General features: G+C 69.6%; 12 protein-coding genes. 10 read left to right on the forward strand and 2 right to left on the reverse strand.

All coding sequences use genetic code 11. The annotated features are described in order from the left end of the window. Positions 1 to 234 precede the first annotated feature (234 nt). Complete coding sequence (locus Q4V64_RS44935) at positions 235 to 870, reverse strand: ABC transporter substrate-binding protein (RefSeq protein ID WP_124445734.1); 636 nt, start codon at positions 868 to 870, stop codon at positions 235 to 237. A gap of 216 nt (positions 871 to 1086) precedes the next feature. Here Q4V64_RS44935 and Q4V64_RS44940 point away from each other — a divergent pair, with 216 nt between their 5' ends. From Q4V64_RS44940 to Q4V64_RS44975, 8 genes are all read left to right on the forward strand, one after another. Beyond that, positions 1087 to 1932 carry an IclR family transcriptional regulator gene (locus Q4V64_RS44940; protein WP_124445735.1) on the forward strand — a complete coding sequence of 282 codons (846 nt, stop codon included), beginning with the start codon at positions 1087 to 1089 and terminating at the stop codon, positions 1930 to 1932. 177 nt (positions 1933 to 2109) lie between these two features. Then, positions 2110 to 3216 (forward strand): NAD(P)-dependent alcohol dehydrogenase, encoded by a 1107-nt coding sequence (locus tag Q4V64_RS44945; protein ID WP_124445736.1) that lies wholly within the window; start codon positions 2110 to 2112, stop codon positions 3214 to 3216. A 54-nt stretch (positions 3217 to 3270) separates the two neighbouring features. Continuing rightward, positions 3271 to 4731 (forward strand): aldehyde dehydrogenase family protein, encoded by a 1461-nt coding sequence (locus Q4V64_RS44950; protein ID WP_124445737.1) that lies wholly within the window; start codon positions 3271 to 3273, stop codon positions 4729 to 4731. 255 nt (positions 4732 to 4986) lie between these two features. Beyond that, the gene (locus tag Q4V64_RS44955) at positions 4987 to 5406 is read left to right on the forward strand and encodes a hypothetical protein (RefSeq protein WP_253267547.1); all 420 of its coding nucleotides are present in this window, start codon (positions 4987 to 4989) and stop codon (positions 5404 to 5406) included. Positions 5407 to 5445: 39 nt separating this feature from the next. Next, positions 5446 to 5847, forward strand: a complete 402-nt coding sequence (locus Q4V64_RS44960) for a transposase (RefSeq protein WP_253267548.1) — start codon at positions 5446 to 5448, stop codon at positions 5845 to 5847. Positions 5848 to 5942: 95 nt separating this feature from the next. Then, positions 5943 to 6143 carry a hypothetical protein gene (locus tag Q4V64_RS44965; protein WP_124445738.1) on the forward strand — a complete coding sequence of 67 codons (201 nt, stop codon included), beginning with the start codon at positions 5943 to 5945 and terminating at the stop codon, positions 6141 to 6143. Between the two features lie 85 nt (positions 6144 to 6228). Next, the gene (locus Q4V64_RS44970; protein WP_303708624.1) at positions 6229 to 7806 is read left to right on the forward strand and encodes an IS1182 family transposase; all 1578 of its coding nucleotides are present in this window, start codon (positions 6229 to 6231) and stop codon (positions 7804 to 7806) included. Between the two features lie 127 nt (positions 7807 to 7933). Next, entirely contained in the window at positions 7934 to 9511 is a 1578-nt protein-coding gene (locus tag Q4V64_RS44975; RefSeq protein WP_303708624.1) for an IS1182 family transposase, read from the forward strand. Between the two features lie 151 nt (positions 9512 to 9662). On the opposite strand, the gene Q4V64_RS44980 is transcribed toward Q4V64_RS44975, so the two are convergent. After that, positions 9663 to 10226 (reverse strand): hypothetical protein, encoded by a 564-nt coding sequence (locus Q4V64_RS44980; protein WP_253266682.1) that lies wholly within the window; start codon positions 10224 to 10226, stop codon positions 9663 to 9665. Between the two features lie 129 nt (positions 10227 to 10355). On the opposite strand from Q4V64_RS44980, the gene Q4V64_RS44985 reads away from it, so the two are divergent. Both Q4V64_RS44985 and Q4V64_RS44990 read left to right on the forward strand, forming a co-directional pair. Beyond that, positions 10356 to 11882: a GMC family oxidoreductase N-terminal domain-containing protein gene (locus tag Q4V64_RS44985; protein WP_124437238.1), complete on the forward strand. Its 1527-nt coding sequence runs from the start codon at positions 10356 to 10358 to the stop codon at positions 11880 to 11882. Positions 11883 to 11911: 29 nt separating this feature from the next. After that, positions 11912 to 13354, forward strand: a complete 1443-nt coding sequence (locus tag Q4V64_RS44990; RefSeq protein WP_124437237.1) for an aldehyde dehydrogenase family protein — start codon at positions 11912 to 11914, stop codon at positions 13352 to 13354. The last annotated feature ends 231 nt before the right edge of the window (positions 13355 to 13585 follow it).

Here is a 13585-nt window from a genome sequence, read left to right on the forward strand (position 1 = left end):
CGAGGATCAGCACGCCGAGGTGGGGAACGGACAGCTGGTCGGTGATGTGCCAGCTGCCGGTCGACAGGGAGCCCACGGACGGGCCCAGGGAACGCACGTCCGGGGAGAAGATCTGCAGCAGGGCGTTGTGCAGGACGATGGCGAGTCGGAAGGGCGTCAGCAGAGGGGTGTGTTCGCCGCCGCGCAGGCTGCGGGCCAGGACGGTGCGCTGGAGTGCGTAGCCGAGGGCGAGCATCACCCGGAGCACCGCGAGCAGGGCCAGGAACGGTGACACGTCGGCCTGGGTGGAGACCCGCCAGACCCCGAACGCGCCGAGGAGGTGAGGTCGCCGTAGGCGAGGTTGATGATGCGCATGACGCCGAACAGCAGAGACAGGCCGCAGGCCAAGAGGGCGTACAGGCCGCCGTGGAAGGTGTGCTGGTAGGCCTGCTTCTGGGGCGGCTTGGCTCCCCGGCCGAAGTACCAGGCTTCCCAGGGGACGACGGTGGAGATGCAGGGAACACCGGCGGCCTCACATGCGTCGGAGACCGGGTTGACCGTCTCCGGCGTCGACGTGGTGAGCATCAGGTCGATGCCCTCAGCGTTGATCAGGACGTTTGCCACCTGGGAGCCGCGCTGCGGGTTTGACTGGCCGCCCTTGTCGATGATCTTGACCTGGTACTTCTTGCCGCCGATGGTCAGGTCGTCGGCGAAGGCCTTGCGGGCAGGCTGAGGACGTACGGCGTCCGGCTCGCCGAAACCGGCCGCGGCGCCGGTGCGCGGGCTGACGAACCCGATCTTCAGCGTGGCCGCTCCGCTGCTGCCGTCGCTGTCGCCGCTGCCGACCTTGCAGGCGGCGAGCAGCGGACTTGCCAGGGCGAGTCCGGACATACCGAGTCCCGCCGTACGCAGAATCCGGCGTCTGCTGGGTTCGGGAGACGGTTCGGACATAGGAGCTTAGGCATGTTCGCCCTCCTGGTGAACCAAAGGTGGGGGAACGTAGGAGCGGCTGTCACGATAGTCAACGCGGCGTTCTAATAGTTGAAACAATCGGCGCTACCATGCGGCATGACCTCACGGACACCGCCGTCGGCATCCGACGAGCCCATGACTCCCCTCGCAGCCGACGACGCCGAGGCCGCGGCGACGTCCCCGAAGGCGGCCGCCGCAGGATTCTCCCAGTCCCTGGAACGCGGACTGCTGATCCTCTCGTCGTTCAGTGAGACCCGGCCCGTGCTGGGCATTGCCGATCTGGGGCGCGCTGTCGGCCTCAACCGCAGCACCACCTACCGGTACGTGGCGACACTCGCCAAACTCGGCTACGTGCAGCAGGATCCGGACTCCCGGAAGTACTCCCTTGGGCCCCGGGTCGTCGACCTCGGGTTCGCGGCGATCAACTCCATGGAGATCACCCGCGTCGCCGGGCCGTTCCTGCAGGCCCTGTCGGACGAGACCGGCTACACCGTGAGCATGGCCGTGCTCGACGGCCCGGACATCGTGTACGTCGACCGGCGGCGCAGCGGTCGCGCGAGCACCTTCGCCATGGGCCTCCACCTGCACGTCGGCTCACGCCTTCCGGCCTACTGCACCTCGATGGGCAAGGTCCTGCTCGCGCACCAGGAGCCGGCCGCACTGCGCGACCTGGTCGATCGCACGGATCTCGCTCGACGAGGTCCGAAGACGATCACCGCGCGGGAGCAGCTCATGGTGGCGCTGACACGGGTCCGGCGTACCGGGTTCGCGCTCAACGACGAGGAACTGGCGCCCGGGCTGCGGTCGCTGGCCGCACCGGTGAGGGACCGCTCCGGCGCCGTGGTGGCCGCTGTCAATGTCGGGGTGCACCTCACGGTGTGGAACGCCTCGGTGGAATCCGTCATGTCGCGCCTCGAAGCCCCCTTGCGGCGCGCCACGACGGAGATCTCCACCCGGCTCGGTCATCGGCCGCAGGCCTGATCCGAACCCGTCCAGGCAGGTTGTTTGAATAGTTGAAACATGAGTCCCTTTATATGGAACAGCGCGGACTCATTTCATTGACAGCGGCTCGGGACGGGCGCAGACTCACGCCGCCACAGTCTGTGGCCATTACTTCATCAGGAGAACAGAGCTGTTCCCTGAGTCCGGGAGGCCGCCATGCGTATACAAGCCGCCGTTTTCGACAAGCAGGACGGCCCGTTCCAGCTCCAGGACGTCGAGTTGGACGAGCCGGGCGCCGGCGAGGTCCTCGTGCGGATCGCGGCCACCGGCATCTGCCACACCGATGGCCTGGCACGTCACGGTGATCTTCCATTCCCCGCCCCCGGGGTGCTCGGCCACGAAGGCGCCGGTGTCGTGATCGCGGTGGGTCCCGACGTCACGTCGGTACGGGAAGGCGACCACGTCGTGATCGGCTGGCCCTGGTGCGGAGAGTGCCGCAACTGCCTGGCCGGTGAGCCCCGCTACTGCGCCCGGCTCGGCGAGCTCCTCATCAGCGGAGTCCGGCCGGGGACCGGGTCCTCGGCCCTGCGCCGCCCGGACGGGGGCGCCCTCCACGGACACTTCTTCGGCCAGTCGTCGTTCGCCACGCACTCCCTGACGCGGGCCAGCAGCCTGGTGAAGGTCCCGCACGACGTCCCCCTCGACCTGCTCGGACCCCTGGCCTGCGGGCTGTCCACCGGAGCGGGCGCCGTGCTGAACACGCTTCGCCCGCAAACCGGCTCCAGTCTCGTGATCTACGGCACCGGCTCGGTGGGACTGGCCGCCGTCATGGCGGCCCGCAACAGCGGCGCGACCACGATCATCGCGGTCGACCGGCACACCTCCCGGCTGGAGCTGGCGGCAGAAATCGGCGCCACACACACCGTGAACGCCGCCGACACGGACCCCGTCACCGCCGTGCACGACATCTGCGGCGGGCCCGCCGACAACGCCCTGGAGTGCACCGGCATCATCTCCGTCGTCCGCCAGGCCGCGGACTCGGTCGGCATGCTCGGCACCTGCGCGCTCATCGGCGGCGCCCCGGCGGGAGCCGAGTTCACCCTTGACCATCTCACCACCCTGTGGGGCAAGCGCATCGTCGGCATCCTCGGCGGCAGCGGTCGCAGCACCCAACTCATCGGCGCGCTCATCGAGTTGTACCGCCAGGGCCGCTTCCCCATGGACCGCCTCGTCTCCTGGTTCTCCTTCGACCAGATCGAGCAGGCGCTTCAGGCGTCGTACGCCGGCGACGTCATCAAGCCGATCGTCCGCATGCCCTCCTGAGCCGCGCACACCCTGTCGCCCGCCACGACCGCCCCGCACCGAAAGAAGCCCTTCATGTCTCTCACCCGTGAACTTTTCATCGGCGGCAAGGATGCGCCCGCCCTCTCCGGCCGTACCGCCGAGGACATCGACCCCTACACCGGCGAGGTCTACGCGACCGTCGCCGCGGCCGGCCCGGAGGATGTGACCCGGGCCGTGGACGCCGCTGACGCGGCATTCGCCGAATGGGCCGCGGTCACGCCCTTCGCCCGTCGCGCGATCTTCCTCAAGGCGGCGGATCTGCTGGACGCACGTGCCGAGCAGGTGGCCGAGATCATGGCCCACGAGGTCGGCGGTACCGTCCCCTGGGCGTTCTTCAACGTGGCGCTGGCGGCGAACATCCTGCGGGAGGCCGCCGCCGCGATCACCGCTCCGCGAGGCGAGGTGCTCAGCGCACAGGAGGAAGGCGCACTCGGCCTGGCCGTGCGGGAACCACTGGGCGTGGTCGCGGCGTTCGCGCCGTGGAACGCCCCGGTCATCCTCGGCGTCCGGGCCGTGGCGGCCCCCCTGGCCGCCGGCAACACCGTCGTCGTCAAGCCCAGCGAGGACGCGCCGATCGCCTGCGGACTGCTCGTCGCGGACGTGCTACGCGAGGCGGGACTGCCCGACGGGGTGCTCAACGTGGTCACCAACGCCCGCGAGGACGCGGCGGAGATCGCAGAGACGCTGATCGCCGATCCCCGGGTGCGTACCGTGAACTTCACCGGCTCCACCGAGGTCGGCCGGATCATCGGCACCCACGCGGCGAAGCACCTCAAGCCGGCCGTGCTCGAACTGGGCGGCAAGAACGCGGTGATCGTCCTGGACGACGCGGACGTGGACTACGCCGTCGACGCCGTCACCTTCAGCGTGTTCATGAACTCCGGGCAGATCTGCATGTCCGGCGACCGCATCCTCGTACACGAGTCGCTGGCCGAGGAGTTCACCCGGAAGTTCACCGCCAAGGTCGCCGCCCTCCAGGCCGGCGACCCCGCCCACCCGCACACCGTCGTGGGACCGCTGGTCACCACATCGGCGGCACAGCGCGTCGCCGCTCTGGTGGAGGACGCGGTCGCCAAGGGCGCCACCGTGCTGACGGGAGGCGGACAGCCGACGGGCGCGGTGCATGCGGCGACCGTGCTCACCGGCGTTCCCCAGGACGCGGACTTGTACTACGCCGAGGCCTTCGGGCCGGTCTGCGTCGTCGAGACGTTCCGCGACGACGACGCTGCCGTGGCCGTCGCCAACGACACCGACCATGGTCTGAGCTGCGGCATCATCACCGAGAACGCCACCCACGGGCTGAGCGTCGCCCGCCGCATCCGTACCGGCATCGTGCACATCAACGACCAATCCGTGGCCGACGAGCCCCACGTCCCCTTCGGCGGCGTGAAGGCCTCCGGATACGGCCGGTTCGGCGGCCGGTGGGGCATCGAGGCGTTCTCCAACACCCGCTGGGTGACCATCGCCACCCAACAGGCCCACTACCCCTTCTGATCGATCCGCCCCTGGCACAAGACACAACGCCCGCACCTCCACATGGAGGTGTGAGGTTCCCCCGCTGCGCGGGAGTGGGCGACTAGCAGGTCAGAGCGGGTTGACGTGGTTTCAGGTTCACTGGTTCGGCCGCTGCCTGGTCGGCGTAGTGCTTCTCTTCGAACTCGATGGGGCTGAGGTAGCCGAGGCGCTTGACGGACAGGTCGAGGGTGTGGGGAACCGCGTATCGCGGCGAACATCGCCAGCGCGCCAAGGATGACGCAGGCGGCCAGTTGGACGGCGCCGGTCGGCCGGGCGCGTCTGCGGCTGGGCCCCGAACCGCCCAAGGCGTTGTTCGCCCGGGTGTGCCGACCGGTGGCCACTGAGACGACGGCCGGGGCCTGGTACCGTTCCTGGCGGCTGGTCGCGGTGGACGGCACCACCTTCGACCTGCCCGATACGCAGGCCAACGACGCGTTCTTCGGTCATCCCGGATCCTCGCGCGGACAACGCCGGGGCGCGTTCCCGCAGGCGAGGGTGGCCGCGGTGGTCGAGTGCGGCACCCACGCGGTCTTCGCCGCCGAGGTCGGCCCGCTGGCCGAGCACGAAACCATCCTGGCCCGGCACCTGTTCGACCGCCTGTCGGCGGGGATGCTGCCGCTGGTCGACCGAGGCTTCGTCGGGTTCGATCTGTAGCGGGCTGCCTCCGCCAGCGGCGCCGACCTGCTGTGGCGGGTGAAGAACAGCGCGGTCCTGCCCGTGGTCGAGGCCCTTCACGATGGCTCGTACCTGTCCGAGATCGTCGCCGCGCGGGACAAGAACCGCCGCGCCGACCCGGTCACCGTCCGGGTCATCGAGTACACCCTCGGCACAGGTGCGGACGGCATGGTCTACCGACTGATCACCACGATCCTGGACCCGCAGGCCGCCTCGGCAGCCGACCTGGCCGCACCGTATGCCCAGCGGTGGGAGATCGAGACCACACTCGACGAGATCAAGACCCACCAGGGCGGAGCCCGGCTCGTGCTGCGCTCCCAGCACCCGGCCGGCGTCGAGCAGGAAATCTACGCGTTCCTGCTGGTCCACCACGCGCTGCGCAGACCTGATGCACGAAGCAGCCAGCCAGGCCGGACGTGATCCGGACCGGATCTCTTTCAGCCGCACCTTGCGCGTCGTCCGCCGCCACGTCACCGGCCAGGCGGCACTTTCCCCCCTGCCGACTCACCCGGGCCATGGCCCAAGCCCTGCGTGAGATCTGCGAGCGACTCCTGCCGCCCCGGCGGCTGCGGTCCAACCCCCGTCTGATCAAACGCAAGATGGCCAGCTGGAAGCTCAAACGGGCCGAACACCGCCACCCGCCCTGCCCCGAGCTGCCGGCCATCACGATCACCAAGCCGACCAGAACCACCCCGACCCGCCGGACAAAACACTAAATCACCGGTATTGGTCCTAGAAGATCACTGAAAATGTTGCGGGTTCTGGCCCCGGCCCGGTAGGGCCGGGGTCAGTCTTGTAGGCATGCAGGGGGAATGGGCCGGGGAGATGGTCGGGCCGGATGTGTGGGAGACCTGCCGGGAGTTGATCCCGGCCGGGAGCGTATTTGCGTTTCTGGCCGAGCACCGGGAGGCACTGTTCCCGCCGTCGATGTTCGCGGACATGTACCCGTCGTCCAACGGCCGTCCGAGTCTGCCGCCGCAGGTCCTGGCCGCCACCGTGGTGCTGCAGAGCCTGCAGGGGCTGTCGGACTTCGAGACGGTCCAGGAACTGCGGTGTGATCTGCGGTGGAAAGCGGCCTGTGGGCTGGGCTTGTACGACATGGCGTTCGATCCGTCGCTGCTGACGTACTTCAGGCGCCGGCTGCGCCACTCGGCCGAGCCGATGCGGATTTTCACCAAGGTCAAGGAGGTCGTGGCCGCGACCGGGGTGCTCAAGGGCAAGCAGCGGCGTGCTGTGGACTCCACCGTCCTCGATGACGCGGTGGCCACCCAGGACACCGTCACCCAGATCGTCTCCGCGATCCGCCGGGTGATCCGTGATGTCCCTGGAGCCCAGGAGGCCGCCGCGGAGCACTGCCGCGCGCACGACTACACCGACCCGGGCAAACCGAAGATCGCCTGGAACGACGAGCAGGCGCGCGCTGCGCTGGTGGATGCGCTGGTCACCGACGCCCTCAACCTGCTCGGGCGCCTGCCCGATCGTGAGCTGGGCGAGAAGGCCGCGAACGCGATGGGCCTGCTGGCCCTGGTCGCCGGGCAGGATGTGGAACCGGCCGAGGACTCCGACGGACGCGATGGCCGCTGGCGCATCGCCCGGCGCACCGCGCCCGACCGGACGGTGTCCACCGTCGATCCCGACGCCCGGCACATCCACAAAAACCGCACCCGCCACCAGGACGGATTCAAAGGACACGTCTCCTTCGAGCCGGAGAGCGGGCTGTTCACCGCCGTCGCTGTCACCGGCGGCTATGGTCCCGGCAACCACGAAGCGGCCGTTGCCCGTGATCTGCTGGACGGGGAGGACGGCGAGTTAACCGTGCTCGGCGACTCCGCCTACGGCACCGGCGAGCTGCGCGAACAGTTGCAGGCCGCGGGCCACACCCTGGTCATCAAGCCACCGCCGCTGCGGCAGGTGATCCCCGACGGCTTCACCATCGACGACTTCCGCATCGACCCAGCCGCCGGCACCGCGACCTGCCCAGCCGGACGAACCGCCAACCTCGGCCAGATCAAAGCCGACGGGGCCCGCACCGCCCAGTTCAAACGCCTCTGCGTCGGCTGCCCCCTGCGCGAGCGCTGCACCACATCCAAGACCGGACGCACCCTCAACATCCACCCCCAGCATGAACTGCTGACCGCCGCCCGCCGAGACGCCGCCGACCCGGCCTGGCAGGCCGAATACCGCAGATGGCGGCCCCCGGTCGAACGCGCCATCGCCTGGCTGGTCGCCAAGGGCAACCGACGCGTCCCGCACCGCGGCGTCATCGCCAACAACCTCTGGCTGCACCACCGCGCCGCCGCCCTCAACCTCCGCCGACTGATCAACCTCGGACTCACCCGGACCGGCACCACCTGGCACCTCACCCCGGCCACCACATAGCGAAAAGGGCCGCCCGGCCCACGGCCGGACAGCCCTCAACAAGATTTTCAGTGATCTTCTAGAAGATCACTGAAAATGTTGCGGGTTCTGGCCCCGGCCCGGTAGGGCCGGGGTCAGTCTTGTAGGCATGCAGGGGGAATGGGCCGGGGAGATGGTCGGGCCGGATGTGTGGGAGACCTGCCGGGAGTTGATCCCGGCCGGGAGCGTATTTGCGTTTCTGGCCGAGCACCGGGAGGCACTGTTCCCGCCGTCGATGTTCGCGGACATGTACCCGTCGTCCAACGGCCGTCCGAGTCTGCCGCCGCAGGTCCTGGCCGCCACCGTGGTGCTGCAGAGCCTGCAGGGGCTGTCGGACTTCGAGACGGTCCAGGAACTGCGGTGTGATCTGCGGTGGAAAGCGGCCTGTGGGCTGGGCTTGTACGACATGGCGTTCGATCCGTCGCTGCTGACGTACTTCAGGCGCCGGCTGCGCCACTCGGCCGAGCCGATGCGGATTTTCACCAAGGTCAAGGAGGTCGTGGCCGCGACCGGGGTGCTCAAGGGCAAGCAGCGGCGTGCTGTGGACTCCACCGTCCTCGATGACGCGGTGGCCACCCAGGACACCGTCACCCAGATCGTCTCCGCGATCCGCCGGGTGATCCGTGATGTCCCTGGAGCCCAGGAGGCCGCCGCGGAGCACTGCCGCGCGCACGACTACACCGACCCGGGCAAACCGAAGATCGCCTGGAACGACGAGCAGGCGCGCGCTGCGCTGGTGGATGCGCTGGTCACCGACGCCCTCAACCTGCTCGGGCGCCTGCCCGATCGTGAGCTGGGCGAGAAGGCCGCGAACGCGATGGGCCTGCTGGCCCTGGTCGCCGGGCAGGATGTGGAACCGGCCGAGGACTCCGACGGACGCGATGGCCGCTGGCGCATCGCCCGGCGCACCGCGCCCGACCGGACGGTGTCCACCGTCGATCCCGACGCCCGGCACATCCACAAAAACCGCACCCGCCACCAGGACGGATTCAAAGGACACGTCTCCTTCGAGCCGGAGAGCGGGCTGTTCACCGCCGTCGCTGTCACCGGCGGCTATGGTCCCGGCAACCACGAAGCGGCCGTTGCCCGTGATCTGCTGGACGGGGAGGACGGCGAGTTAACCGTGCTCGGCGACTCCGCCTACGGCACCGGCGAGCTGCGCGAACAGTTGCAGGCCGCGGGCCACACCCTGGTCATCAAGCCACCGCCGCTGCGGCAGGTGATCCCCGACGGCTTCACCATCGACGACTTCCGCATCGACCCAGCCGCCGGCACCGCGACCTGCCCAGCCGGACGAACCGCCAACCTCGGCCAGATCAAAGCCGACGGGGCCCGCACCGCCCAGTTCAAACGCCTCTGCGTCGGCTGCCCCCTGCGCGAGCGCTGCACCACATCCAAGACCGGACGCACCCTCAACATCCACCCCCAGCATGAACTGCTGACCGCCGCCCGCCGAGACGCCGCCGACCCGGCCTGGCAGGCCGAATACCGCAGATGGCGGCCCCCGGTCGAACGCGCCATCGCCTGGCTGGTCGCCAAGGGCAACCGACGCGTCCCGCACCGCGGCGTCATCGCCAACAACCTCTGGCTGCACCACCGCGCCGCCGCCCTCAACCTCCGCCGACTGATCAACCTCGGACTCACCCGGACCGGCACCACCTGGCACCTCACCCCGGCCACCACATAGCGAAAAGGGCCGCCCGGCCCACGGCCGGACAGCCCTCAACAAGATTTTCAGTGATCTTCTAGATGATTGATTCCAAGGGGGCAGTGATCATGGGCGGCCAGTGAGCGCAGGACTGGCTGTCCGGTGTGGTCGTCGTGCCAGATCGCGACGGTCAGCGCGAGGATGCGTTGTATGACGCGGACGGGCAATAGCCCTCCTCCACCAGCCATGCGCGGGTCCGGCCGCGCTGTCGCTCATCGCTGAGCCGGTGGTACCGGCGCCAGGCGCGCTCGTCCCGGGCGAGGACGTCCTTGAAGCGTCGGAAGGCGCCCCGCCCGGTGGTGGCGATCCGCAGCCGCTCGGCGAGGGCGACGTCGCCGAGCCCGTCGATGAACAGCTCCATGTCCCGGTAACCGGCCCGAGAACCCAGAGCCGGCGCGTACAGCCATCGCTCGGGATCATCCGCCTCCTCGATCCCGGACCCGGGCTCCGACTCGTCGGTGAACGCCGGCCAGCACTCCCCGGTGGACAGGTCGATCCGACCCCCCGACTCAACCGGGTCGCCCTCCAGCAGCATGGCGAGCATCTCCAGATCGACCGCGAGCGGGCGCAGGAGGGGGATCGCCGCGTCTCCCATGGCCGCGCGCAACCGGTCCGCCAACTCCTCGTCGCCCCGGAAGCCACGCTCCTGGAGTTCGCCGAGAAACGAGGCCGCCAAACCCACGAATTGCGACAAACGGTACGATGATCGTCGGTCGGAGTGCACGTGTTGGCGACTACCCGTGCGCCCGATGGAAAGCTCCGTGCCTGCCCCGCTTCTAGCGTTCCCGCCAAGTAACGACGATGTTGCAGGAGTGGGAACGCCATGACGCGAGAGCCCCGTACAGAACATGACTACGTAATCGTCGGCGCCGGTTCGTCCGGCAGTGTGATCGCCCGGCGGCTGCTGGACCAGGGGCATTCGGTCCATGTCGTCGAGGCCGGTCCGGTGGACGTCGACGAGCGGGTACACAGCCCGCAGGGCTGGCCGCTGCTGCTCCAGTCGGAAGTGGACTGGGCGGCCATGACTGTGCCCCAGGTGCACGCCAACAACCGGAGGCTGTACTGGCCCCGCGGCAAGGTGCTCGGCGGCAGCAGTTCGCTGAACGGCATGATCTACGTTCGGGGCCACCGCAGCGACTACGACTCGTGGGCCTACGCGGGCTGCGCCGGCTGGGACTGGGACAGCGTACTGCCGCTGTTCAAGCGCTCCGAGGACCACGTGGACGGCGCGAGCGACTGGCACGGCAAGGGCGGCCCGCTGCCGGTCAGCCGGCTTGCCGAACCGCACCCCACCGCCGCCGCGTTCGTCGAGGCCGCCGTCGCCCTGGGGCACCCGCTGACCGAGGACTTCAACGGCGAGCGGATGATCGGCGCCGGTTTCAACCACGCCACCATCCGCGACGGCCGTCGGATGAGCGCCTGGCAGAGTTTTGTCGCCCCGGTCCTCGACAATCCGTCGCTGACGGTCACCACCGGTGCCCGGGTACACCGGGTGCTGCTGGAGGACGGCCGCGCGGTAGGCGTGGAGTACGCCGCCGACGGCGCCTTGCACCGCGTGTACGCGGCCTCCGAGGTGGTACTGAGCGGCGGCGTGCTCGGTTCGGCCCAGACCCTGCTGCTGTCCGGCATCGGCCCGACAGCGCACCTGCGTGAGGTCGGGGTCGAGGTCGCCGTGGATGTGCCCGGGGTCGGCGAGAACCTCCACGACCACCTGCTGGTCAGCAATGTGTACGAGGCCTCGCGGCCGCTGCCTCCAGGCAAGGGCAACCTGCTGGAGAGCCAGCTGTTCGCCAGCACCGACCCTGCCCGGCTCGGTCCCGACCTGCAGCCGCTCTTCCTGCACATGGTGTACCCGGCCGAGTCCTACCCGGTGCCGGAGCACGGCTACACCATCGCGCCGGGCATCGTCCGCCCGCTGTCCCGGGGCACGCTCCGGCTGGCGTCGGCCGACCCGGAGGTTGCGCCGCTGCTCGACCCGAACATCCTGGCCGAGCGCTACGACCTGGAGGCCCTGGTCGACGCGGTGGAAATCTGCCGGGAGATCGGCGCGCACGCCGCCTTCGAAGGCTGGCGCAAGGCCGAAGTCGCCCCGGGCCCTGACGCCCGTACCCGCGACGACCTGCGTGAATACGTACGCCGGGCGGTCGGCACGTACCACCATCAGGTCGGCACCTGCCGCATGGGCCAGGACTCGCTCGCTGTCGTGGACCCGGCACTTCGGGTCCATGGGGTCGAGGGGCTGCGCGTCGCGGATGCCTCGATCATGCCGTCGGTCCCCTCGGGCAACACCAACGCCCCCTCGATCATGATCGGCGAGAAGGCCGCCGACCTCATCCTCGCCACCTCCTGACTCGCCCATCTCCCAGGGAGACCAGCAATATGCGTACGGACATGCTCATCGGCGGCGAGTGGACCGCCGGCCGCAGCGGCAACACCTTCACCTCCCTCAACCCGGCCACCGGCGAGGTACTCGCTGAACTGCCCGAGGCCACCGCGGCCGACGTCGATACCGCGGTGCGCGCTGCCGCCGAGGCGTTCACCTCCCCCGAGTGGGGCGGGCTGCTGCCCGCCGCCCGCGCCCGACTGCTGCTGCGGATCGCCGACCTGCTGGAGGAGAGCGCCGAGGAAATCGCCGCCCTGGAGACCCAGGACCAGGGCCAGCCGCTCGGGGTGAGCGCCGGTTTCTCGGTGCCCAACGCGGTCGAGCACTTCCGCTACTACGCCGGATGGGTCACCAAGATCACCGGCATCACGGCCCCGCTGTCCGTCCCGGACGTGGACTACCGCACCCGTCGCGAACCGCTCGGCGTCTGCGGACTGATCACCCCGTGGAACTTCCCCCTGATGATCCTCGTGTGGAAGCTCGCCCCGGCGCTCGCCACCGGCAACACGGTAGTCATCAAGCCCGCGGAGCAGACCCCGCTGTCCACCCTGCGGCTGGCCGAGCTGATCGAGCAGGCCGGAGTCCCGGCCGGAGTCGTCAACGTCGTCACCGGCGGTCCGGACGTTGGCCGGGCCCTGGTCAGCCACCCGCTGGTCAAGAAGATCTCCTTCACCGGGTCCACCGCCGTCGGCCGGGAGATCGGCGCCGAATGCGGCCGCACCCTGAAGAAGGTCTCCCTGGAACTGGGCGGCAAGGCGCCGAGCATCATCGCGGCCGACGCCGACATCGACGCCGCCGTCCAGGGCAACCTGCTCGGCGGGCTGCTCAACAGCGGTCAGGTGTGTGCCGCATACACCCGCTTCTACGTCGACGGCAAGCGTCACGACGAGTTCGCCGAGAAGCTCGCCGGAGCCGCCGGGACGCTGCGGCTCGGCAACGGGCTCGACCCCGAGGTGCATCTCGGGCCGCTGGTCTCCGCCGAGCAGGTCGAGCAGACCGCCCGCTATGTCGCCCTCGGCAAGGACGAGGGCGCGGAGCTGCTCACTGGCGGCAACCGCCCGGACGGCGATCTGACGAACGGCTTCTTCTTCGAGCCGACCGTCTTCGCGGGCGTCCGGCAGGACATGCGGATCGCCCGCGAGGAGATCTTCGGCCCGGTGCTGTCGGTACTGCCGTACGACGACCCTGAGGAGCTGGTCACCCTGGCCAACGACTCCGAGTACGGGCTCGCCGCCGCGATCTGGTCCCGGGACATCGGCACCGCCAACCGCCTGGCGCGCCAGGTCAAGGCCGGCACGGTGTGGATCAACATGATGCAGGGCCTGGACGCCGCGGCGGCCTGGGGCGGCACGAAGTCATCAGGGCTCGGCCGCGAGATGGGCTGGGAGGCCATCGAGGCCTACACCGAGGTCAAGAGCATCTGGACCAGCCTGGCCTGACCCCCCGACCTGCCCCCGACCTGACCCCACCTGCCCCGTTTCCCCGACCCGGCGCCGCGACCGTACTCCCCCGGCCGCGGCGCCGATCCACACCAGAACCCTTTCGCCCCTCCCACACCACAGCGGCATCCCCTCCGCAGGGCTGTCACATCCGCTGACCCCGCTCTCCGAAACGGTCACCACATTCCGAAGAGCTCCGACTCCGCGCCGTCAGCCGCGTCGTCGGCGCCA

Origin of the sequence: Streptomyces sp. NL15-2K (assembly GCF_030551255.1) — a bacterium.
GTDB lineage: Bacteria > Actinomycetota > Actinomycetes > Streptomycetales > Streptomycetaceae > Streptomyces.